General features: G+C 71.7%; 22 protein-coding genes. 3 read left to right on the top strand and 19 right to left on the bottom strand.

The features are described from left to right. Positions 1-112: 112 nt before the first annotated feature. The 5 genes from ACN269_RS03235 to ACN269_RS03215 all read right to left on the bottom strand — a co-directional run bounded on the left by ACN269_RS03235 (position 113) and on the right by ACN269_RS03215 (position 4,675). Positions 113-1,210, bottom strand: coding sequence for a beta-ketoacyl synthase N-terminal-like domain-containing protein (locus ACN269_RS03235; RefSeq protein WP_421470934.1), 1,098 nt, complete (start codon positions 1,208-1,210; stop codon positions 113-115). Further along, positions 1,203-1,448: an acyl carrier protein gene (locus tag ACN269_RS03230; RefSeq protein ID WP_421470933.1), complete on the bottom strand. Its 246-nt coding sequence runs from the start codon at positions 1,446-1,448 to the stop codon at positions 1,203-1,205. The genes ACN269_RS03235 and ACN269_RS03230 overlap by 8 nt, the downstream gene beginning before the upstream one ends. Next, positions 1,448-1,714, bottom strand: coding sequence for an acyl carrier protein (locus tag ACN269_RS03225; protein WP_355052676.1), 267 nt, complete (start codon positions 1,712-1,714; stop codon positions 1,448-1,450). The genes ACN269_RS03230 and ACN269_RS03225 overlap by 1 nt, the downstream gene beginning before the upstream one ends. 182 nt (positions 1,715-1,896) lie before the next feature. Next, positions 1,897-3,291, bottom strand: coding sequence for a class I adenylate-forming enzyme family protein (locus ACN269_RS03220; RefSeq protein WP_421470932.1), 1,395 nt, complete (start codon positions 3,289-3,291; stop codon positions 1,897-1,899). Positions 3,292-3,532: 241 nt separating this feature from the next. Then, entirely contained in the window at positions 3,533-4,675 is a 1,143-nt protein-coding gene (locus ACN269_RS03215; RefSeq protein WP_421470931.1) for a helix-turn-helix domain-containing protein, read from the bottom strand. Between the two features lie 312 nt (positions 4,676-4,987). On the opposite strand from ACN269_RS03215, the gene ACN269_RS03210 reads away from it, so the two are divergent. Further along, positions 4,988-6,397, top strand: coding sequence for a Tat pathway signal protein (locus tag ACN269_RS03210; RefSeq protein ID WP_421470930.1), 1,410 nt, complete (start codon positions 4,988-4,990; stop codon positions 6,395-6,397). Positions 6,398-6,531: 134 nt separating this feature from the next. On the opposite strand, the gene ACN269_RS03205 is transcribed toward ACN269_RS03210, so the two are convergent. The 5 genes from ACN269_RS03205 to ACN269_RS03185 form a co-directional block, all read right to left on the bottom strand. After that, positions 6,532-6,960 (bottom strand): hypothetical protein, encoded by a 429-nt coding sequence (locus ACN269_RS03205; protein ID WP_421470929.1) that lies wholly within the window; start codon positions 6,958-6,960, stop codon positions 6,532-6,534. Next, the gene (locus ACN269_RS03200) at positions 6,950-7,615 is read right to left on the bottom strand and encodes a hypothetical protein (protein WP_421470928.1); all 666 of its coding nucleotides are present in this window, start codon (positions 7,613-7,615) and stop codon (positions 6,950-6,952) included. Before ACN269_RS03200 ends, ACN269_RS03205 begins: the two co-directional genes overlap by 11 nt. Then, positions 7,612-7,872, bottom strand: a complete 261-nt coding sequence (locus ACN269_RS03195) for a hypothetical protein (protein ID WP_421470927.1) — start codon at positions 7,870-7,872, stop codon at positions 7,612-7,614. The genes ACN269_RS03200 and ACN269_RS03195 overlap by 4 nt, the downstream gene beginning before the upstream one ends. Positions 7,873-7,874: 2 nt before the next feature. Then, on the bottom strand, positions 7,875-8,138 hold the full coding sequence (locus ACN269_RS03190) for a hypothetical protein (RefSeq protein WP_421470926.1): 264 nt from the start codon (positions 8,136-8,138) through the stop codon (positions 7,875-7,877). 115 nt (positions 8,139-8,253) lie between these two features. Then, a complete protein-coding gene (locus ACN269_RS03185; protein ID WP_421470925.1) occupies positions 8,254-9,081 on the bottom strand; it encodes a M55 family metallopeptidase in 828 nt (275 codons plus the stop codon). Positions 9,082-9,293: 212 nt separating this feature from the next. On the opposite strand from ACN269_RS03185, the gene ACN269_RS03180 reads away from it, so the two are divergent. After that, the gene (locus ACN269_RS03180; protein ID WP_421470924.1) at positions 9,294-10,028 is read left to right on the top strand and encodes an SDR family oxidoreductase; all 735 of its coding nucleotides are present in this window, start codon (positions 9,294-9,296) and stop codon (positions 10,026-10,028) included. Between the two features lie 12 nt (positions 10,029-10,040). Then, positions 10,041-11,009, top strand: a complete 969-nt coding sequence (gene sigJ, locus ACN269_RS03175; RefSeq protein ID WP_421470923.1) for an RNA polymerase sigma factor SigJ — start codon at positions 10,041-10,043, stop codon at positions 11,007-11,009. 72 nt (positions 11,010-11,081) lie between these two features. Here the strand turns inward: sigJ and ACN269_RS03170 are convergent, their stop codons facing one another. The 9 genes from ACN269_RS03170 to ACN269_RS03130 are packed head-to-tail and all read right to left on the bottom strand — an operon-like array spanning position 11,082 to position 19,231. After that, positions 11,082-11,423 carry an antibiotic biosynthesis monooxygenase family protein gene (locus tag ACN269_RS03170; protein ID WP_421470922.1) on the bottom strand — a complete coding sequence of 114 codons (342 nt, stop codon included), beginning with the start codon at positions 11,421-11,423 and terminating at the stop codon, positions 11,082-11,084. Continuing rightward, positions 11,420-12,670 (bottom strand): beta-ketoacyl synthase N-terminal-like domain-containing protein, encoded by a 1,251-nt coding sequence (locus tag ACN269_RS03165; RefSeq protein WP_421470921.1) that lies wholly within the window; start codon positions 12,668-12,670, stop codon positions 11,420-11,422. Before ACN269_RS03165 ends, ACN269_RS03170 begins: the two co-directional genes overlap by 4 nt. Next, positions 12,667-13,935, bottom strand: a complete 1,269-nt coding sequence (locus ACN269_RS03160) for a beta-ketoacyl-[acyl-carrier-protein] synthase family protein (RefSeq protein ID WP_421470920.1) — start codon at positions 13,933-13,935, stop codon at positions 12,667-12,669. The genes ACN269_RS03165 and ACN269_RS03160 overlap by 4 nt, the downstream gene beginning before the upstream one ends. Positions 13,936-13,990: 55 nt before the next feature. Then, on the bottom strand, positions 13,991-14,395 hold the full coding sequence (locus ACN269_RS03155) for a cupin domain-containing protein (protein ID WP_421470919.1): 405 nt from the start codon (positions 14,393-14,395) through the stop codon (positions 13,991-13,993). Then, positions 14,388-15,143, bottom strand: a complete 756-nt coding sequence (locus ACN269_RS03150) for an SRPBCC family protein (protein WP_421470918.1) — start codon at positions 15,141-15,143, stop codon at positions 14,388-14,390. The genes ACN269_RS03155 and ACN269_RS03150 overlap by 8 nt, the downstream gene beginning before the upstream one ends. Next, positions 15,140-16,570: an acetyl-CoA carboxylase biotin carboxylase subunit gene (locus ACN269_RS03145; RefSeq protein ID WP_421470917.1), complete on the bottom strand. Its 1,431-nt coding sequence runs from the start codon at positions 16,568-16,570 to the stop codon at positions 15,140-15,142. Before ACN269_RS03145 ends, ACN269_RS03150 begins: the two co-directional genes overlap by 4 nt. A gap of 14 nt (positions 16,571-16,584) precedes the next feature. Beyond that, positions 16,585-17,169, bottom strand: coding sequence for an acetyl-CoA carboxylase biotin carboxyl carrier protein (gene accB / locus ACN269_RS03140; protein ID WP_421470916.1), 585 nt, complete (start codon positions 17,167-17,169; stop codon positions 16,585-16,587). Then, positions 17,166-18,896: an acetyl-CoA carboxylase carboxyltransferase subunit alpha gene (locus tag ACN269_RS03135; protein ID WP_421470915.1), complete on the bottom strand. Its 1,731-nt coding sequence runs from the start codon at positions 18,894-18,896 to the stop codon at positions 17,166-17,168. The genes accB and ACN269_RS03135 overlap by 4 nt, the downstream gene beginning before the upstream one ends. Continuing rightward, complete coding sequence (locus ACN269_RS03130) at positions 18,893-19,231, bottom strand: TcmI family type II polyketide cyclase (RefSeq protein WP_421470914.1); 339 nt, start codon at positions 19,229-19,231, stop codon at positions 18,893-18,895. The genes ACN269_RS03135 and ACN269_RS03130 overlap by 4 nt, the downstream gene beginning before the upstream one ends. Between the last annotated feature and the right edge of the window lie 83 nt (positions 19,232-19,314).

The raw sequence follows: 19,314 nt of genomic DNA, 5'->3' as shown, positions 1-19,314 counted from the left end.
CGCACCCCGACCTCCCGCGATCTTGCGGTTTCTGTTGTGGATTCGCGTTCTTCGCCGGATTCGTCACCACAGAAAGTGCAAGATCGCGGGGAGGTAGGGGTGGGTGGGATGGTCATGGCGCACCGACCAGGAGCGCGGTGTTGGCTCCGCCGAACGCGGAGTTGAGAGTCAGTGCGTAAGCCAGCGTCGCGCGGGGCGGTGCCGTCGTGATGACGTTGACGGGGCATGCCTCGTCGGGGGCCCGCCAGCCGGCGTTGACCGGCAACTCGCCGGCCCGCAGCGCCATCGCCGTGACCACCAGTTCGAGCAGCCCGGACGCCTCCAGCGCGTGCCCGTGCAACCCCTTCGTGGAGCTGACCGGCACCTCGCTGGCGTACCCGTCGAGGGCCCGCAGCAGCGCCGCGGCCTCGGCGGCGTCGCTCTGGGCGGTACCGGTGGCGTTGGCGTTGACGTACCCGACCGACTGCGGCGGCAGCCCGGCCCGGCGCAGCGCGGCGCTGGCCGCGCGGGCCAGCCCGGCGCCGGTCGGGTCCGGCTGGCACGGGTGGTACGCGTCCCCGGAGCGTCCCCAGCCCGCGACGGTCGCCACCGGCTCCGCGCCCCGCCGCGCGTCGGCGCGGGACTCGATCACCACGGCGGCCACGCCGTCACCGAGCAGCAGCCCACGGCGGCCGGCGCTGAACGGGCGTACCGCGCCGTCGTCGGCGAGGGCGCGGCCGGCGTCGAAGAGCGCGAACTGGTCCGGCTCGACGAGATAACCGGCGGCCACCACCACCCGGGCCAGGTCACCGCGGCTGATCAGGGTGGCGGCATCGGCCACCGCCGTGCTCGCCGACACGCACGCGCTGGTGTAGACGCGGGTGTGTCCGGAGAGCCCACATCGGGCGGCGAGCTGGCCGGCGAGCGCGGACGGGACCGGCTCCACGCCGGAGGCCGGGCCGCCGTGCACGGCGAGCAGCAGCGCGCACCCCGAACGCCGGGCGCGGTCCAGGCCGGCCGACCGGCAGGCCGCGTCGATCGCGTCGGCCAGCTCGTCCGGGAGGGTACCGACCTCGGGAAGGGTGGCCGCCACGGTGACCCGGCGGGCGGTCGTGTCGAAGCGGCGGACCGGACCGAAGGCCGGCGCGGAGGCGAGCTGCGCCTCGGCGCCCCGCCCCAGGGCGCTGACCGCGTGCACACCGGTGAGCTGGACGACAGGCGGCTCAGCCATCTGCGGGAGCGGTCAACGACGCCCGCAGGACCGCCAGAGCGTCGTCGACGGTACGGATGCCGGCCAGGTCGTCGTCGGTGAGGTCGAGCTGACGCTGGTAGCGCTGCTCGACGAGGTGCACGAGCCAGGCCAGTTCCATCGAGCCGACCCGTTCCGGGACCTCGTCGGCGGGTTTCGCGGTGAGTTCGGCGAGCATGGTGAGAAGGTCAGCTCGCCCCAGGTCGGGCTGACCGGTCATCAGGCGTCGTCGCGCTTCGCCTCGGCGACGCGGTCGGCGACCATCGTGGTGAACTCGCCGACCGTCATCAGCGCGAGCTTCTCCGACTCGTCGTCGGCGAACGTCAGACCGAACTGGTCCTCGACGCGGACGGCCAGGTCGGACAGGGCCAGCGACTCCAGGTCGACGCCGGACGGGCCGAGCGTGGTGTCGTCGTCGAGCCCCTCGACGTCGTAGTTCATGTCGACGAGCTGTTCGACGACGAAGGCGCGGACCTCGGCTCTCATGGATACCCTCTCTGCGTAAGCCACGTGACGGTGTCCGATCGGGACACCGAATGGGTCTGGTTCGGTCGGGACACCGGCGGTCGGCCGGGTCCCGCCGTACGGTCGCCGCGCGCGAATGCCGACGCGGCTGGCGGCGCGGGTGCCGACGCGGGTGTCGGCGTCGAGGTGGCGCAGCGGGCCGGTCACGACGTCACCGCCGACCGCAACGCGTCGGTGGCGCGGACCAGCTTGCCGGTGGTGGTGCGGGGCAGCGCGTCGAGCAGGCGCAACACCCGGGGTCGCTTGTAGCCGGCCAACCGCTCGGCGAGGAGCTTGTCCAGCATCTCCTCGGACAGCGGGCCGTCGGGCTGGACGTAGGCGGTGATGCCGTCGTCCCACACCACCACGGCGGCGGCCACGCCGGGCAGCTCGGCGACGGCCGCCTCCACCTCGGTGAGGTCGACCTTCATCCCGCCCACGGAGACCTGCGAGTCGAGGCGGCCCCGCACGGTGACCAGGCCGGTGTCGGCGTCGACGGTGCCGGCGTCGCGGGTGTGCAGCCAGCCGTCGGCCCAGCGGGTGGGGTCGCTCAGCCCGACGTACGGCGACGCCGGGCAGGACACCCACAGCTCACCGCCGGACTCGCGGACCTCGATACCGGGCGCGGGGGCGATCGACGGGCGGTGTGCGCCGTACAGATCGGTGCCGATGACCCCGACCTCGGTCATCCCGTACATGTTGCCCAGCGGCACCCCGTAGCGGTCGGTGAACGCCCGGGCCACCGCCGTCGGTACCAGCTCACCGCCGGTGGTCATCCGCCGGAACTGCGGCAGCGGGTCGGTCGGCCGGCTGGAGGCGAGCAGACCGATGTGGAACGGCACGCCCAGCACCGTGGCCGGGGTGGTCTGGGCGGCGATGGCGGCCAGTACGGCGTCGCCGCTGAGCCGCTGCGGCGGCACCAGCTCCACACCGGCGTGCAACCCGTAGAGCAGGCCCCCGACCAGGCCGAGCACGTGCACCATGGAGGGCAGCAGGATGATCCGCTCGCCGGGCAGCGCCACACCGTCGATCCGGGTGTAGCGGCGCACCTCGGCGACCAGGTCGGCGGCGGTGCGGCCGATCACCTTGGACGGGCCGGTCGAGCCGGAGCTGAGCTGGACCACGGCGTGGTCGCTGACCGCGGGACGGTCGGCGTACCGGGTGACGCTCTCGGTGACGTCGACGAACACCTTCAACGCGCTCCCGCCGGTCCGCAGCGGCGCGACGACCACCTGCGGGGTGAGCCGGGTCAGCGCCCTGTCCACCTCGTGGTCGGTCAGCCGGTGGTCCAGCAGGATGGCCTGCGCCCCCGCCCGCCAGGTGGCGAGCAGGTTGACGACGTACGCCAGCGACGGCGGCAACCGCAGCGCGGCGGCGCCACCGGGACGCAGTCCGGCAGCGGTCAGCCGGTCCTGCGCGGCGGTCACCAACCGGTGCAGGGTGGCCCGGTCGATCGGTTCCGGCAGGCGGAGACAAACATCGGTCGGACGGCCGGCGAACAGGACTTCGTCCACCCAGCCCGGGTCAGCTACCGTAAGGTTTGCGGCGAGATCATTCATTGCCCCCACCATTCGACGCGCAGCGCAAAGTAGGGCATAGGAGCCAATTCCTGGCATCTTTCGAGGTGCTGTCGGAACCCTACGACAGCCGCGATGGGCATCGCTAGATGCAAATGGCTAGATCAAATTGAGCGCCCGGACCGATTGCCGCATACCGCTCCAACTCATGATCGACTCGACTTCCGGCAAGCCGGGCTGTCCCCCGCGATCGGACACCGCAGTTTCCGGGACCCCGAGTCGATCAGGCACGGGAGAGGCCGATGAGGTCGGCCAGCCGGGCCACGCCGGCAGCCGCCGGGCCACGATTGACGATCTCGGCGACGAGGGTACGGGCGGCAGGGCGACAGCGGATCTCGCCGGGTGCGATGACGTGGGCGTCGGCCAGCGCGCGCCCACCCCCGGTGAAGTCGCCGCTGTCGAGGTGGGCGCGGGCAACGTCGACAAGGTGCGCCGCCCGCTGCTCGGCGGGCAGCCGGGACCAGTCGTCGCGGCGAACGGCGGTCCGATGGTGGCGCAGGGCCAGGTCGGTGTCGCCGAGGCGCAACGCGACGAGGAAGCGGGCGTGCAGCACAACGGTGGGGCCAAACGCGGTGTGGTGCGGATCGTCGCCGCCCACCCGGCGGTCGGCCAGGGCATCGGCGTGGCCGAGCAGGTCGCCGGCACGCCGGTGATCGCCGCAGCCGGCAGCCGCCATCGCGGCCTGGAGCAGCAGAGTTCCGCGTACCCGAACATCGGCGGCGGTGCCCGCGGCGGCGACCGCCGCGATGCGGGCGAGGCGGTCACGGCCCAGGGCACGCAACGCCTGCGCCACGTTGATGGCGGCAGCCCCGACACCGACGGGGTCACCGCTGGCGGCGACGGCCCGGTCGGCGGCGAGCCACGCCAGGTCCGGCTCGTCGAGTTTGACGAGCACGCCGGCGGTGATCCGGTACGCGCAGACCAGCAAGGCGGGTGTGGGGTGAGCGGCGTCGAGCAGGGCGGGCAGCGCCCGCAGCAGCTGGGCATAGTGGGCATGCTCGTAGGTGAGCCACGCGTGCGCGACGTACCGCCGCACCTCGTCGGCAGCGACGGCACGGGCCGGCCGCTGGTGGTAGTGAGCCAACGCGCCGCGTACCCCGTCCACGCCGTCCAGTCCCTTGGCCACCACAGGCGATGGTTGACAGGGGTCGAGCAGGACTGCCGGGTCGACGCGCAGCACCTCGGCGATCTCCCGCACGACCGGATAGCGGTCCAGGCGGCGTACACCGCGCTCGACCTTGTCGACCCAACTCTTCGACTTGCCGAGCCGGTCGGCGAGCATCTGCTGGGTCATCCGGCGACGCGCCCGCCACCGGGCCACCCGCCGCCCGATCGGCTCGTCTCGCTCAGCCGACGACCGCGTCACCGGTCGCGTCCCTGCGGCAGCGGTTGGGTGGGCCGACCACACTGCGGACACCACCTCGCCTTCACCCGAAACGCCCACAGCCCGAGCAGGAACCCCGGCACCAGACCACCGAACACCATCACCACGACTCCGGAAACCACGCGCACTCTCGCTTTCCGACGCACCGCCGAACACCCCGGACCCATTGGCCCGATCACCGCGAGTCCCATAGGGTCTACTCGCAGTAAACGGAGTCGCTGTGCCATCCGGAAGCCACGCGGGGCACCGCACCTGTTGAACGCGTGGAACGCCTATCCACCATGGAGCCGACCGATGGCACGGGCAGCACGGAAGCGGAACGAAGCACTACTGGCCTTCATCAGGGAATGCCAGTGGTCCTACAGCGCCTGCGCCACCGCCGTGCGCGTCGTTGCTCAGGAGAACGGCCACGCCCTACCGTCTTGCGACCGCTCCCATGTAGGGCACTGGGTTGCCGGAGTAAAGCCAGGCGAGAAGACCTGCCGCTATCTGGCCGAGGCGATCTCCCGCAGGGTCGGCCGGGTGGTTAATCCAACCGATCTCGGGCTTGCCGGCGGCGGTAGCCTGGAGACTGACCTGGACGGCCCGGATCGGTGCGAGCGCGATGCTGCCACTGATCTCCTGACGCTCGGGAGAGCCGACTTGGAGCGACGAGCGTTCGGCCTATCCGCCCTGTATTCGCTGGCCGCACTCGCGGTCCCCCTCGACTCCTGGCAGGACATCGCCGACCGGGGGCGGCAGGCACGAGGCGGAGGTGCCGCAGTTGGCCGCCGGGAGATCGACACGGTGCGGGATATGCTCACCGTGTTCGGCACGGCCGACGAGCAGTTCGGAGGTGGTCATGCCCGCCTCGCCGTGGTCCAGTACCTCACCTCCGACGTCGCCGCCTACCTGCAAGGACGCTTCGCGTCGGACCGCGATCGTCGGGACATGTTCAGCGTGGCTGCCGAATTGGCCTATCTCGCCGGCTGGAAGGCATTCGACTCATCCCTGCACGGGCTAGCCCAGCGCTACTACCTCCAGTCGCTGCGACTGGCTAACGAGGCAGACGATCGCGCCCTCGCCGGGTTCACGCTACGCGCCATGGCACACCAGGCTGTTGACCTCGGCCATGGCCAGCAAGCTCTGCAACTCGCCAACTCCGCGCTGGAATGGTCGAAGGGCAGGGCAACGCCCGCGGCGACCGCTTTGTTCACGATCCTCGCCGCGCGCGGCTACGCCGCGACCGGTGACACCACCAGGGCCTCGACCGCGATCGCCGCGGCCGAAGCTCACCTCGCGAGCGCCTCCCCGGGCGACGAGCCGACCTGGATCCGGACCAGCGGCTTCACCGAAACATCCCTCGCCAGCCAGGCCGGTCAGGCGCTTCGCGATCTGGGCGACCTCGCCGCCGCCGAAACGGAACTCCGGCGGTCTGTCGCCACCCGGAACACCGAGTCGTACCGACGAATTCACACCCTGACGCTCGCCAATCTCGCCGATGTTCAGTGCGCCCGAGGGCGGCTGCGCGACGCGAGCGAAAACTGGGGGCAGGCACTGGACGCGATGTCCGGTGTTCAGTCTGGGCGAGCCACTCAGGCGATACGGAACATGCGCACTCGCCTCAGCAGTCTTGGCCCTCGACTGCCCACGTTCGCTCGGCAACTCGACCAGAGAGCTGCATCCTTCCTCAACTCCCCCAGTTACGGACGCTTCCCGCGCTAGCCCCGGTTTGCTGCTGGCGATTCGACGAAGCAGATAGCGGGGCGGGTAAACCTCGACGACGTCAATGTGGGCGCGTTCGGTGTACCTGCATTCCACGGTGACGCGGACGCGCGGCCCGATGCGACGTCCACTGCCTACAGGTACTCGGCTGCGACCTCCTCCGCTTCGCTCACGAACTCGTCGAGCTCGGACGGCGACAACTTCGCCTCCAGAAGGAGCTGCCCGAGAACGAAGACTTCGGCTGCGATCATGGTTTCCGCGGGGATGTTGTCGGCCAGTTCCTCCTCGCCCAGAGCGGCGCGGATGAGGCCCTCCATTTCGAGGGCCGGCAAAGTGCCTCCGTCCTCGTATTGAGCACGGGTCGCGGCGACCCAGCCAGCCACCTCGGTCGGGGTAGCATCGGGTGCAAAGCGCTGGTGGACGGCGAGGGCGAACGCTGCTCCAACGACTTGGAGCCCACCGACCCAGCCACTCGCGCCGATCTCCCCCACCAGGGCATCGGCGGCATCCCAGTCAGCTCGGGCCAACGCCCTGATCAGATCGCTGAGCGCGCTACCGTCCACGTCTCCAAAACCTCGCTATCAGTCTGCCGGTCGCCGCAGCGAGCCGGTCTGCCGCCACGCCTGCCAACAGACCGACTACGACGAGATGCCCTGCGGCCTCCGCACCATCGATCTTTGCTCGTGGTGTCGAGGCCGGGACTGGGGGGGTACCCGTGCCCGTTGATTGTGTCCCTGATGGCCCCTTCGGGTCAGTAAAAACTTTGATCAACTTCTGGGTCTTGTCGGTGGCGCTGGTCGCGTGCTCCTTGAGATCGTCGGCCTTCCGCAACGAGCGAGTGACCCATGCCCGCGCCTTGTCGCGGGCAAGGTCCCGTCGATCGCTGTCAGCCAGAAGCTCCTCACCCGCCGGTGGCCCGGAGGCGGCCTGCCCCGGTCGCGGTGCCGAGCCGGGTGCGATGGCGTTCAGGAAGTCGGCGACGTTACGGGCGGCGTCGCTGCTCAACCGAGCGAGCCGGTGGGCCTTGTCCGAGGCGATGCGGCTTCGGCTCACCGCCGAACGCAGCCTGGGATGATCCGTGCCCGTCCCGACCGTGACGTACCGGGTGTGCCCCTCGGTGACGTCCGATGCGGCGCGGGTCGCCTGCACCGCGATCGCGTCGAGGCGGTCGATCGTGGACCGAAGTTGGGTCACGACCTGACCGAGCAGGTCGCTCATCCCAGCGCCCTGCGGAACTCGTCAGCGCTCTCCTGCGCGGCGGTGATGACCCGCAGGGTCAGCGTCACCTCGCGGATCGCCTCGGAGACAGCCCTGCGGGCCTTCTCGGCCTCTTCCCGTCGGCTGTCGTGCATGGTGGGAAGCATCGTCCCGGCGACCTCGTCCAGGGACGCGCCGATGCTCTCGATCGTGGTCCTGCCCTGGTCGAGAAGGTGACGCGCCTCGTCGAGTGCCGTCTTGACCTCGCCGACGCTCACGGTCAGCCAAGGATGTTGATGTACTGCCGGGCCGCCGCCGTGCTGCCCTGGAGGGTCGTGGCTGCCTCGATCAGACGTTGCTTGCTCTGCTCGGCTCGGGCGATCGCTTCAGCGATGGCGGGGTGGCCGGTGCCTGCGGATACCGCGCGGAGCCGAGCGAGCACCTGGTCGGTGCCGTCGATGGCGGCGCGGATCTGGCCGGTTGTCGTGACGCTCTGCTCGGCTGCCTGGGCGAGCGCGGCTTTGACTTGCTCGATGCTGGCCATGCCGTCCTTCCGGTCGACTGCGCGGCGAGGGACGCCGGTGTTCTGCACGGGCAGTAGCGACGCAGACACTACCCAACATGAATCCCTCTCCGTAGCCCCGTCTCGGGGCTACGCCCTAGCCGGGCTTGATGCTGGCGAGCTGAACGAGCAGGTGAATCAGTCGGTACGCCTCGGCGGCGTCGGCGGCGCGGAAGGCGACCGTCCGGCCGCCGTCGAGCCGGGCCACACCCGGCACCAGTACGGCGAGGTCGACCATGTAGGGGCCGTACAGGTCGACCTCGACGTCCAACGGCCCGGCCATCGTCCACGGGGGAATCGAGGAGCGTCGGGTGATGGCATCGGCGGCAGCGCGACGCAGCCGCTCACGCGCGACCCGCGGATGTAGGGCCACCGCGGCGGCCTGGCCCAGGGTCTGCTTGACGGCGACGGCGACCGCCGAGGGCACCAGCTCACCGAACTCGGCGCAGGCCGCGTCGTCCCCGCTGAGCAGAACCACCGGAGCCCCCACATGTCCCGCCAGCGCTGCGTTGAGACCGATCTCGCCCAGCGACCGCCCCGCGACGCGTACGTCGAGGATCGCGTCACTCATCGTGTGGGCCAGCACGGCAGGGCCGGCACCGGCACGAGCGTGATAGCCGATGAACATGACTGCATCCGTGTGCTCGTCCAGCCCGGCCAGCATGCCCAGCGGGCGGGGTCTGCCGCGCACGAGGTGAGCACGGCGGTCGAGGTCCTCCGGGAGGATGTTGCGGAACGACCCGTGCGCGTCGGCGACCCACACCACGGCGTCCGGTGCGGCATCGAGAACGCCAGCGATGACCGCGTTCGCCTCGGCGGTCATCGCGCTCCGGCCTCGCTCGTAGTCGTACCGATCGGGGTTCGTCTCGGTGGGATGCACGATCCCGGAGACGCCTTCCAGGTCGACGGAGATCAGTACGTTCATGGCTCTGGGACCCTACGCGCTCCCGATGGGTCACGGCGGTGCGCACGTCAGCTAGCAGGGGCCAGTCGTCGGTGCGGTCCGCCCCGGTTGCCTCGCCGGTCACCGCGACTGAGGGGCTCCGGGAGAAAATCCGCCGCAAAGCCTGACATATCCCTGGCCTGCGTCGTCATATTGGTGAGGGCGGCGACCGGTGGCCCGGGACGGAGTGGGAAGTGAAGGTTTTCATCGCTGGTGGGCGCGGCCGTGTCGGCTCCCCCCTTGCCGCCAAGCTGGAGGCCAGGGGCGTCGAGGTGGTGTCGGGAGGACTCGATGACGGGATCGACGTGATCTCTGGCGAGGGGCTCGCCGAGGCCCTCGTCGGGGTCGACACCATCGTGAACGTCCTGAACACCCCCCGCTTCGATGCGGAGGGCGCGATTTCGTTCTTCGAGGGATCGATCAACAATCTGGACGCGGAGGGCAAGCGGGCAGGTGTGCGTCATCACGTCCTGCTCTCCATCGTCGGCGTCGGACAGGGAGACGCGTCTGACATCGGGTACTACCTCGGCAAGGTGGCGCAGGAGAAGGCCGTACGATCTGGCTCGATTCCCGCAACCATCATCCGAGCCACGCAATTCCAGAGTTACATTCCGACCCTCATCGACCAGCACACCGTGGACGGCAAGGTTGTCGCTCCCCGGTCGTTCATCCAGCCTGTCGAGCTGGACGAGGTCATCGAACTGCTCGCCGCAGCCGCCACGACGTGGGAACCGGGAAGCGAGGTCGAGATCGCTGGGCCCGACCGCTTCTACCACGATGACCTCTTCCGTGCCACCCTGGCTGATCGCGGAGACGACCGCGAGGTCGTGACCGTGGACGCGGAAGGGGCACCCGATGCCATGGTTCCACGTGGCGCCTACCGGGTAGGCACTGTGCGGTACCCCATTTCGGGGATCCCCATCGTCTGAAAAGGGCGCCCAATGTCGGAGGATTTTCCCATCGAATCCGCAGGGTCTGGGGAGGCCGAGTGCGACGAATCGCGGGCCTTCGATTCCGTCGCCGCCGAACGACGCCATTTGATGTCGCTGGCTTTTCGCATGATGGGCACCCTGGCCGACGCTGAGGATGTGGTGCAGGAGACGTACGTCAGGTGGTACCGCCTGGATGCCGAGGAACGCGATGCGATTGTCACGCCCGCTGCCTGGTTGATGCGAGTGGCGGGCCGGATCTCACTCGACATGCTGGGCTCCGCGCGGGCACGACGGGAGACGTACGTCGGACAGTGGCTACCGGAGCCGGTCCCGGCTGACCTCTTTGCTGATGCGGCGACGGGGCCGACGAGCTCCAGTCATGTCGCCGCCGATCCGCTCGATCGCGTTTCCCTCGACGAAACGGTCAGCATGGCTCTGCTGACGGTCCTCGAGTCCATGACCCCAGCGGAGCGGGTGACGTTCGTGCTGCACGACGTGTTCGGCGTGCCGTTCGGCGAGATTGCCGGTGTGGTAGGCCGTTCACCCGGTGCCGTCAGGCAGTTGGCGACGTCCGCACGTCGGCACGTTCAAGAGGAGAGGCGAGCGCAGGTTTCCCCGCGACAGCACGGTGAGGTTGTTCGGGCATTCCGCGACGCAACGGTTGGCGGAAGCATCGAAGAGCTGTTGCGCGTATTGGCCCCAGATGTCGAACTGCGAGTAGATGGCGGCGGATTCGTCAATGCCGCACCCCGGGTCATCCGTGGTGGGGACCATGTAGCGCGGTGGCTCATGGGAGTGATGCGCAAGCAACCCGCGCTCCGTTTTGAGCGACGCGACACCGCCGACGGTCTCGGATACATGCTGACGGATGGGGAGCGCCGTTACGGGATCGCCACCTTTGACGTCAGCGCTGAACGAGTCACGAACGTGTGGCTGATGCTCAATCCGCTGAAACTGACGAGTTGGCCACTGGACTAAAGAGTTCTTCAGGTCGCCGAGGTGGGGGCGTCCCCACGCCCGGACACCCCCACCTCGGCGACCTGAAGTGGATCAGAGCCCGGTGGCGGCTGCGAGACGGGCCTCGTCCGGGGTCTGGGCGTGGATGTGGAAACGCAGCGAGCGGGCGTCGGTGAAGCACTCCCGCATCGGCCGCACCAGGTCGCGGTGCTCCTCGGTGCGCTCCCACCTCTCGAAGTCGGCCAGGCTGGCCCACTCGCTGGTGATCAGCCACTGCTCCGGGTCGGTCGACGAGCGGCAGACCTGGTCGACCAGGTGCCCCGGCACGCCGTCGGCGACCAGGTGCCGGATCTGCTCGTACGCGGCGAGGAACGCCTCCGTGCGTGGGGCCGGCACCCGGACCAGGAAGACCACTCGGGCCCGCTGTTCGCTCATGGCGTCTCTCCTTCCGTCGGCGCGGCGCCCCGCAGGACCAGCGCGCTGTTGAACCCGTCGAAGCCCCGCGCGCAGACCAGCGCCAGCCGGCTGCGCGGCCGGCGGTGCTCACGCAGGAAGTCCAGCTCACACCCGTCGGCGACCTCGTCGGGGCCAGCCGAGGCGGGCAGCGTGTCGTGCGCGAACGCGAGCAGGGCGGTGGCCACGTCCAGTGCCGAGCCGCCCTGGTGGGCCCGGCCGGTCAGCGGCTTCTGCGTGGTGACCGGGGGCGGCCGGTCGGCGAAGACGGCGCGCAGTGCCGCGGCCTCGCTCCGGTCGTAGCGGGGCACGCCGAGGGCGTCGGGCAGCACCACGTCGATTCCGGTCGAGGTGACGCCGGCCCGGTCCAGGGCGAGCCGCATCGCCCGCGCGTACTGGATCGGGTCGCCGACGCTGTCGGCCGTGGTGTGCGCGGCGTCGTGGGTGGCCCCCCAGCCGCTGACCTCGCCGTAGATCCGGGCGCCCCGGGCCAGCGCGTGTCCCAACTCCTCCACCACGAACACCGCGCCGCCCTCGGCCGGCAGGTAGCCGCTGGCCGTCGCGTCGAACGGCCGGTACGCCCGCTCCGGGTCGGCGACGTCGCTGAGCAGCCCGGAGCGCAACTGGCAGGCCAGGGCGTACGGGCTCAGTGGACACTCGGTCGCCCCGGCGATGACCACCGGCGTGCCCCGGCGCACCGCGCGGGCGGCGTGCGCGAGGCTGTCCAGCCCGCCGGCCGCCTCCGCGACCAGCACCCCGCTCGGCCCCTTGAACTGGTGATGGATGGAGAGCTGCCCGACGCTCGCCGCGTAGAACCAGGCGATCGACTGGTACGCGCCGACGGTGCGCGACGGCCCGCCCCAGAGCCGTTGCAGTTCCCGCTGGCCGAACAGGTTGCCCCCGGACGAGCTGGCCAGGGTCACCGCGTAGCCGTACGGGTCGGGCGCCCGGTCGGGCAGCCCGGCGTCGGCCAGCGCGAGGCGGGTGGCGGCGAAGCCGAGGTGTGTCCACCTGTCGGTCTGCACCAGTTGCCGACTCTCGGCGTAGGACTCGGCCGCGAAGTCGGGTACCTCGCCGCCGAGGCGGGTGGGGTAGCCGGCCGGGTCGAAGAGGGTGATCGGCCCGGTGCGCCGGGTGCCGGCCAGGACGGTACGCCAGTGCGCGTCCGCACCGACGCCACTGGGCGCGACCACACCGATGCCGGTGACGACCGCCCGGGCGGTGCTCACGCCGCCGCCGGAAGCCGGCGGAACACCATCGCCGACTGGAAGCCACCGAACCCGCTGCCCACCGACAGGGCCACGTTCACCGGCACCTCCCGCGCCTCGTTGGGTACGTAGTCCAGGTCGCACTCGGGGTCGCGGGTGCTCCAGTTCGCCGTCGGCGGCACCACCCCGAACTCGATCGCGAGGGCGCAGGCCGCCATCTCGATCGACCCGATCGCTCCGAGCGAGTGTCCGACCATCGACTTGATGGAGCTGATCGGCACCCGGTACGCGGCCTCGCCCAGTGCCCGCTTGAACGCGGCCGTCTCATGCCGGTCGTTCTGCCGCGTGCCCGAGCCGTGTGCGCTGATGTAGGAGACCTGCTCGGGGATGATCCGGCCCTGCCGCAGCGCGTCGCTGACGGCGAGGCCCATCTCCAGCCCGTCGGGCCGCAGCCCGGTCATGTGGAAGCCGTTGCTGCGGCTGGCGTAACCCGCGACCTCACAGTAGACGTGGGCGCCCCGCCGTCGGGCGTGCTCGGCCTCCTCCAGCACCAGCACGGCCGCGCCCTCGGCCAGCACGAACCCGTGCCGGTCCGCGTCGAACGGGCGGGAGGCGTGCGCCGGGTCGTCGTTGTCGGGACTGGTCGCCTTGATGGCGTCGAACGACGCGACGGTGACCGGTGAGATCGGCGAGTCGGCCGCGCCGGCCAGCACGATGTCCGCCTCGCCGTCCACGATCATCTGGTGGGCGTAGCCGATGGCGTCGATACCGGACGTGCAGCCGGTGGAGACGACCTGCGCCGGGCCGTGCAGGCCGTGCCGGCAGGCCACGTCGGCGGCCAGGCTGCTGGGCACCAGCGCCTGGTACAGGTACGGGCCGCCGAGCGCGGCGTCGACCAGCCACCGCTGACCGTGCTCGCTGACCCGCACGTACTCCTCTTCGAGGGCCATCGTGCCGCCCACGGCGGTGCCGAGCACCACCCCGGCGCGGTCCCGCTCGGCGTCGTCGAGCACCAGGCCGGCGTCGGCGATGGCCTCGGTGGAGCAGGCCAGCGCGAACTGCACGTAGCGGTCGGCGCGACGCCGCTCGGCGTCGGTGAGCCCGGCGGCGACCGGGTCGAAGTCACACTCGGCGGCGATCTGCGAGCGGAACGGCGACGGGTCGAAGAAGCTGATCCGCCGGGTGGCCGTACGCCCCTCGGTGATGGTCTTCCAGAACCGGTCCCGGCTGGCGCCGCCGGGGGCGACGACGCCCACCCCGGTCACCACCGTGCGACGCCCGGTCACCGCGCCACCTCTGTTCGCGACTGCGGGGCTCGCAAACCCGGCTCACTCCTCGCGCTCACGATCCACCCCGCTGTTCGACGAGTTCGGTGTCCACGTGGCCCAACTCCGGGCGCGGGGCCAGGGGGCCCAGGTGGAAGACCACCTCGGCCGGCTCCGTGCCGGTGTTGCGCAGCCGGTGCCGCACGTTGACGGGTACGAACAGCGCCTCGCCGGTGGCCACCTCGGTCGGCTGGTCGTCCAGGTCGACCGTGATCGTGCCGCGCGACACGTAGAGGAACTCCTCGCTGTAGGGGTGGTAGTGCTCGGCGATCCGCTCCCCGGGCGCGAGGGTCGCCACCCCGAGGAAGCCGGAGGTGCTGCCGACGGTGCGCGGGCCCAACAGCACCCGCAGCTCGCCGCCGCGTCGCCGGTCCGCCGGTACGTCCGACGCCGCGATCAGCCGGGTGCCCAGGTCACTCATCGCCGGCCTCCGTCGTGACGAGGCCGCCGACCGGGCCGTCCTGGCCGGCGCGTTCCCGGGCGATCCGCTCCACGCGGTCCTTGATGACCGCGAGTTGGATGACGCTGTTGGTGTTGATCCGCTCGGTCATGGCGGCGTTGTCGACGGGGGCGGTCGGCTTCATGGCGAAGTCCTGCGTCCAGGTCATCCGGGTGCCGCCGGCCTCCTCGGTGTAGCGCCAGTGGATCCGCATGTACTCGAACGGCCCGGTCTCCACCCGGTGTGCCCGCACCTGACGGCTCACCGGGTCGGCCGTACGCTCGCTGACCCAGCTCCACGCCACCCCGTTCTCGTCCGGGTACATGGTGAGCCGAAACCGTACGGTGAGCCCGTCGCGGTGCAGGATCTCGACCACGGCGTACTCGGTGAACAGCTCGGTCCAGTTCGCCACGTCGTTGGTGACGTCCCAGACCAGCGCGAGTGGCGCGTCGATGACCACGGTGTTCTCGGTGTGCCCGGGCGGGTCGGTTCGGCGGGCGACCAGGTCGGCCACCGCCGCGATGCTCAGTTGCCCGGCTTCCTCGGGGATGCTCACCTGCCACCGGTCGGCGACGACCGCCGAGAGTTCCAGCAGGGCGAGCGAGTCCATGCCCAGTTCCTCCAGCGACGCGGCGGGCGTACGGGCCGCGGCCTCGGCGTCCAGGCCGCAGTGCGCCACCAGGATGTCGGTGATCTCGGCGGTCATCGGGCGACCATGGGTGACGGTCATCGGGTCCTCCTGTGGGTTACGTCGGGCTCCGCGGCGGGCGCGGCGCGGGGTGTCGGGGTGGCCGCCGACCGCGACGCGGGCGCGGCGAGCAGGCGGTCGACGAGGCCGGTGGTGTACCGGCCCTTGCGGAACCCGGCGTCGTCGAGCACCCGCCGGACGAATCCGATGGTGGTGTGCACCCCCGGACCGGCGATGTCGAACTCGTCCAGGGCGCGTTCCAGCCGGTTGAGCGCCGACTCCCGGTCGGGCGCCCAGACCACGACCTTGGCCAGCAGGGAGTCGTACCAGGGGCCGACCAGGTAGCCGACGCGGGCGTGGGTGTCCACCCGGGTGAACGGGCCGCCCGGCGGGGTGAACCGCTCCAGCCGTCCGGGGGTGGGTGCGAACCCGCGCGCCGGGTCCTCGGTGTTCACCCGGCACTCCACCGAGACGCCGCGCAGGCGGATCTCCTCCTGCCGCCACCGCAGCGGCACACCGGCCGCGATGTGCAGTTGCTCGTGCACCAGGTCGATCCCGGTGACCATCTCGGTGACGGGGTGCTCCACCTGGATCCGACAGTTGATCTCCAGGAAGTGGAAGTGTTCCTCGGCGTCGACCAGGAACTCCAGCGTGCCGGCGCCGACGAAGCCCACCTCCAGCGCGCCCCGCAGGGCGGTCTCGGCGATGGCGTCGAGCGTCGCGGTGGACAGCGCGGGGGCGGGGGCCTCCTCGACGAGCTTCTGGTGCCGGCGCTGCACCGAGCAGTCGCGGGTGCCCAGGTGTACGCCGTTGCCGTGCGCGTCGCAGAGCACCTGCACCTCGACGTGCCGGGCCTCGGTGAGGTAGCGCTCGACGTACACCCGGTCGTCGCCGAAGGCGGCCTGGGCGGCGGCCCGCGTCCGCGCGTACGCCCGGGCCAGCTCGGCCGGACGGCGCACCACGGTCATCCCCCGGCCGCCGCCCCCGGCGGCGGCCTTGACGATCACCGGGTAGCCGACGGCGTCGGCGACCTCGGCCGCCGCCGCGGCGGTCGCCACCGGCGCGACGCTGCCCGCCGGCAGCGGCAGCCCGGCCCGGCTCATCAGGGCCCGGGCCGAGGACTTGTCGGCCAGCGCCGCCATCACCGCCGGCGGTGGGCCGATGAACGTCAGGCCGTTGTCCGCGCAGATCTCGGCGAAGTCGGCGTCCTCGGAGAGGAACCCGTATCCGGGGTGGACGGCCTGCGCGCCCACCTGGCGGGCGGCCTCCACGATCGCGGCGGCGTTGAGGTAGCTGCGCCGGCTGGACGCCGGTCCGATCCGGATGGCCTGGTCGGCGAGGCGGACGGCCGCGGAGTCCGAGTCGGCGGCGGAGTAGACCACCGCCGTACGGACGCCGAGTTCCCGGCAGGCCCGCAGCACCCGCAGGGCGATCTCGCCGCGGTTGGCGATCAGGACGGTCTCGAACATGGCCACCCCCGCCGTCAGGCCGGATCCAGCTCGACCAGCGGCTGGTCGTACTCCACCGGTTGACCGTCCTCGACGAGGATCGCGACGACCCGGCCGGCCCGGTCGGCGCTCACCTCGTTCATCAGCTTCATGGCCTCGACGATCGCCACCGGCTGACCGGGGCGGACCAGGTCGCCGACGGCGACGAACGGCCGCGCGCCCGGCTCCGACGCGCGGTAGAAGGTGCCGACGATCGGCGCCCGGACCGCCGTACGTCCGGGGACCGGGGGGCGGATCAGCGCGGCCGGCGGACCGGACGCGGCCGCGGTCGGCGTCGGCGTCGGCACGACCGACGGCGGATCCGGGGGTACGGCAGCGCCGCCCGTCACCTCGTCCGGATGCCACTCGACCTCCAGCACGGTCGCCCCGCTGCGCAGCCGGATCCGGCGTACCGGCCCGGCCAGCTCGGCGAGCAGGTGCCGGGCCTGTCGGCGGAGCCCGGCCAGCACCTCCTCACCGTCCGTGTCGGGCCCCGGGGACCCGTCCACCGGAGGGCGGCCGTCGACGTCCGCCCGGCCGTTCGGGCCGTCGGCGGTGGACACCGTCGCGCCGGCCGTCATCGGGCACCCACCTGGGTGCTGCCGGCGCGGGTGGCGCCGAACCGACGGAAGCGCTGCCGGCGCAGGCGGACCAGCATCGCAGGCGGCACGTCCAGCAGTGGCACCAGATTGGTCAGCAGCGCGGCGCGCAGTCGCCGGGCGGTCTCGGCCGGGTCGTCGTGGGCGGCCGCCGCCGGCTCGGGAACGATCTCGTCGACGACGCCGAGGCGACACAGGTCGGGCGCGGTCAGCCGCAGCGCGCGGGCCGCCTGCGGGGCGGCGGAGCGATCCGGCCAGAGGATGGCGGCGCAGCCCTCCGGACTGATCACCGAGTAGACGGCGTGTTGGAGCATCAGCACCCGGTCGGCGACGCCGAGGGCCAGCGCGCCGCCGCTGCCACCCTCGCCGGTGATCACCGTGACGACGGGGATCGGCAGCACGGTGAGGGTGAGGATGTTCTCCGCGATCGCCGCCGCCTGCCCCTGCTCCTCGGCGCTGATCCCCGGGTCCGCGCCGGGCGTGTCGACGAGGGTGACCACCGGCAGGCCGAGTCGTGCGGCGAGGCGCATCAGCCGCAGCGCCTTGCGGTGCCCGGCCGGGCTGGCCATGCCGAAGTTGCGGGCGACCAGGTCGGCGGTGGTGTGTCCCTTCTGGTGGCCGATCACCATCACGTGCCGCCCGGCCAGCCGGGCGATCCCGCCCACGATGGCCGGGCAGTCCCCGCCGAGGCGGTCGCCGTGCAACTCGACGAACCCGTCGAAGACCGAGTCCAGGTAGTCCAGGGTGGTGGGTCGGCCGGGGTGGCGGGCCGTGCGCACGGTGTCCCAGGCGTCGACCACCTCCGGCGGCGGGCCGCCGTCGGCCGCCGCCGGCGGGACCGCGTCGGCCAGGCGCTCGTGGTCCCGCGCCGGCTCCTGACGGGGTACGGGTGTCCGCGCCGGACGGCCGGCGCGGGCCGCGGCCAGCAGGGCCGCCAGCCGACCGCGCAGTGACCGGCGCTGCACCACCATGTCGACCTGCCCGTGGCGCAGCAGGAAGTCGGCGGTCTGGAACCCCTCCGGCAGGGCCCGACCGGTGACCTGACGGATCACCCGTGGACCGGCGAAGCCCATCCGGGCGCCGCTCTCGGCGAGTACCAGGTCGGTGTTGGTGGCGAAGGACGCCGCCACGCCGCCGTAGGTCGGGTCGGTGAGCACACTGACGGTGAGCAGGCCCGCCTCGCGCAGGGCGGCGATGGCCTGGCTGACCGTGGCCATCTGCATCAGCGACAGGGCGCCCTCCTGCATCCGTGCGCCGCCGGACGCGGTGACGAGGATGAGCGGCACCCGGTCGTCGAGCGCCCGCTCGGCGGTGCGGGTGATCAGCTCGCCCACGGCGGTGCCGAGGCTGCCGCCGAGGAAGCGGAAGTCCATCACCGCCAGGGCGGCCGGGTGCTCACCGATGGTGGCGACGCCACAGACGACAGCCTCGGGCAGACCGGTGGCGGCCCGCGCGGCGGTGAGCCGGTGCGGGTACGGCAGCACGTCGACGAAGTCCAGCGGGTCCGCCTCGGGCAGCCGGTCGGGCAGCAGGCGCAGGGAGCCCGGGTCGACGAGCTGCCGCAGCCGCTCCGGAGCGCCGAGGCGGGAGTGCTCCCCGCACTCGGGGCAGACGTCCAGGTTGCGGCGCAGCCGCTTGCGGTAGAGCAGGCTCGCGCAGCCGGCGCAGCGGGACCAGAGTTGCTCCTCCTGCCCCGCGGCGGCGGTCACGAGCGCCCTCCGGCGTCCGGGGCGTCGAACCGGTAGAAGCAGTGCGCCATCGCGTCGCGTGGAGAACGCCAGGTCGGCAGGTACGGCGAGACGTACGGTCGGAGCCGGTCGCTGACCCGGACGAACTCGGGGTGCCCCCGGGCGGCCTCCACCGCCGGCTGCGCCGGTTGCTCGGTCTCGAGCAGGTGCACGTAGAGGTCGTGCAGCCGGTACAGTGCGCGGTGCCGGACGCCGACCAGGTGCGGCAGCTCGGTCGCGTCCGACTCGGCGAAGATCTCGGCGACCTGCTCCTGCGCGGTCGGTACGACCTTCGCGATGATCAGCGATCGGTCCATGGCTGGGCCTCCCCCCACGGCGTCCGGTCGGCCGGGTGGGCCTCGGACGCGCTGGACGACTGCCGCCACGATGCGGCAGTCGT

The sequence above is a fragment of the Micromonospora sp. WMMD736 genome, from assembly GCF_049179015.1.
Lineage (GTDB): Bacteria > Actinomycetota > Actinomycetes > Mycobacteriales > Micromonosporaceae > Micromonospora.
The sequence above is the reverse complement of the archived record's forward strand: the minus strand, read 5'-3'. Positions and strand labels throughout refer to the sequence as shown.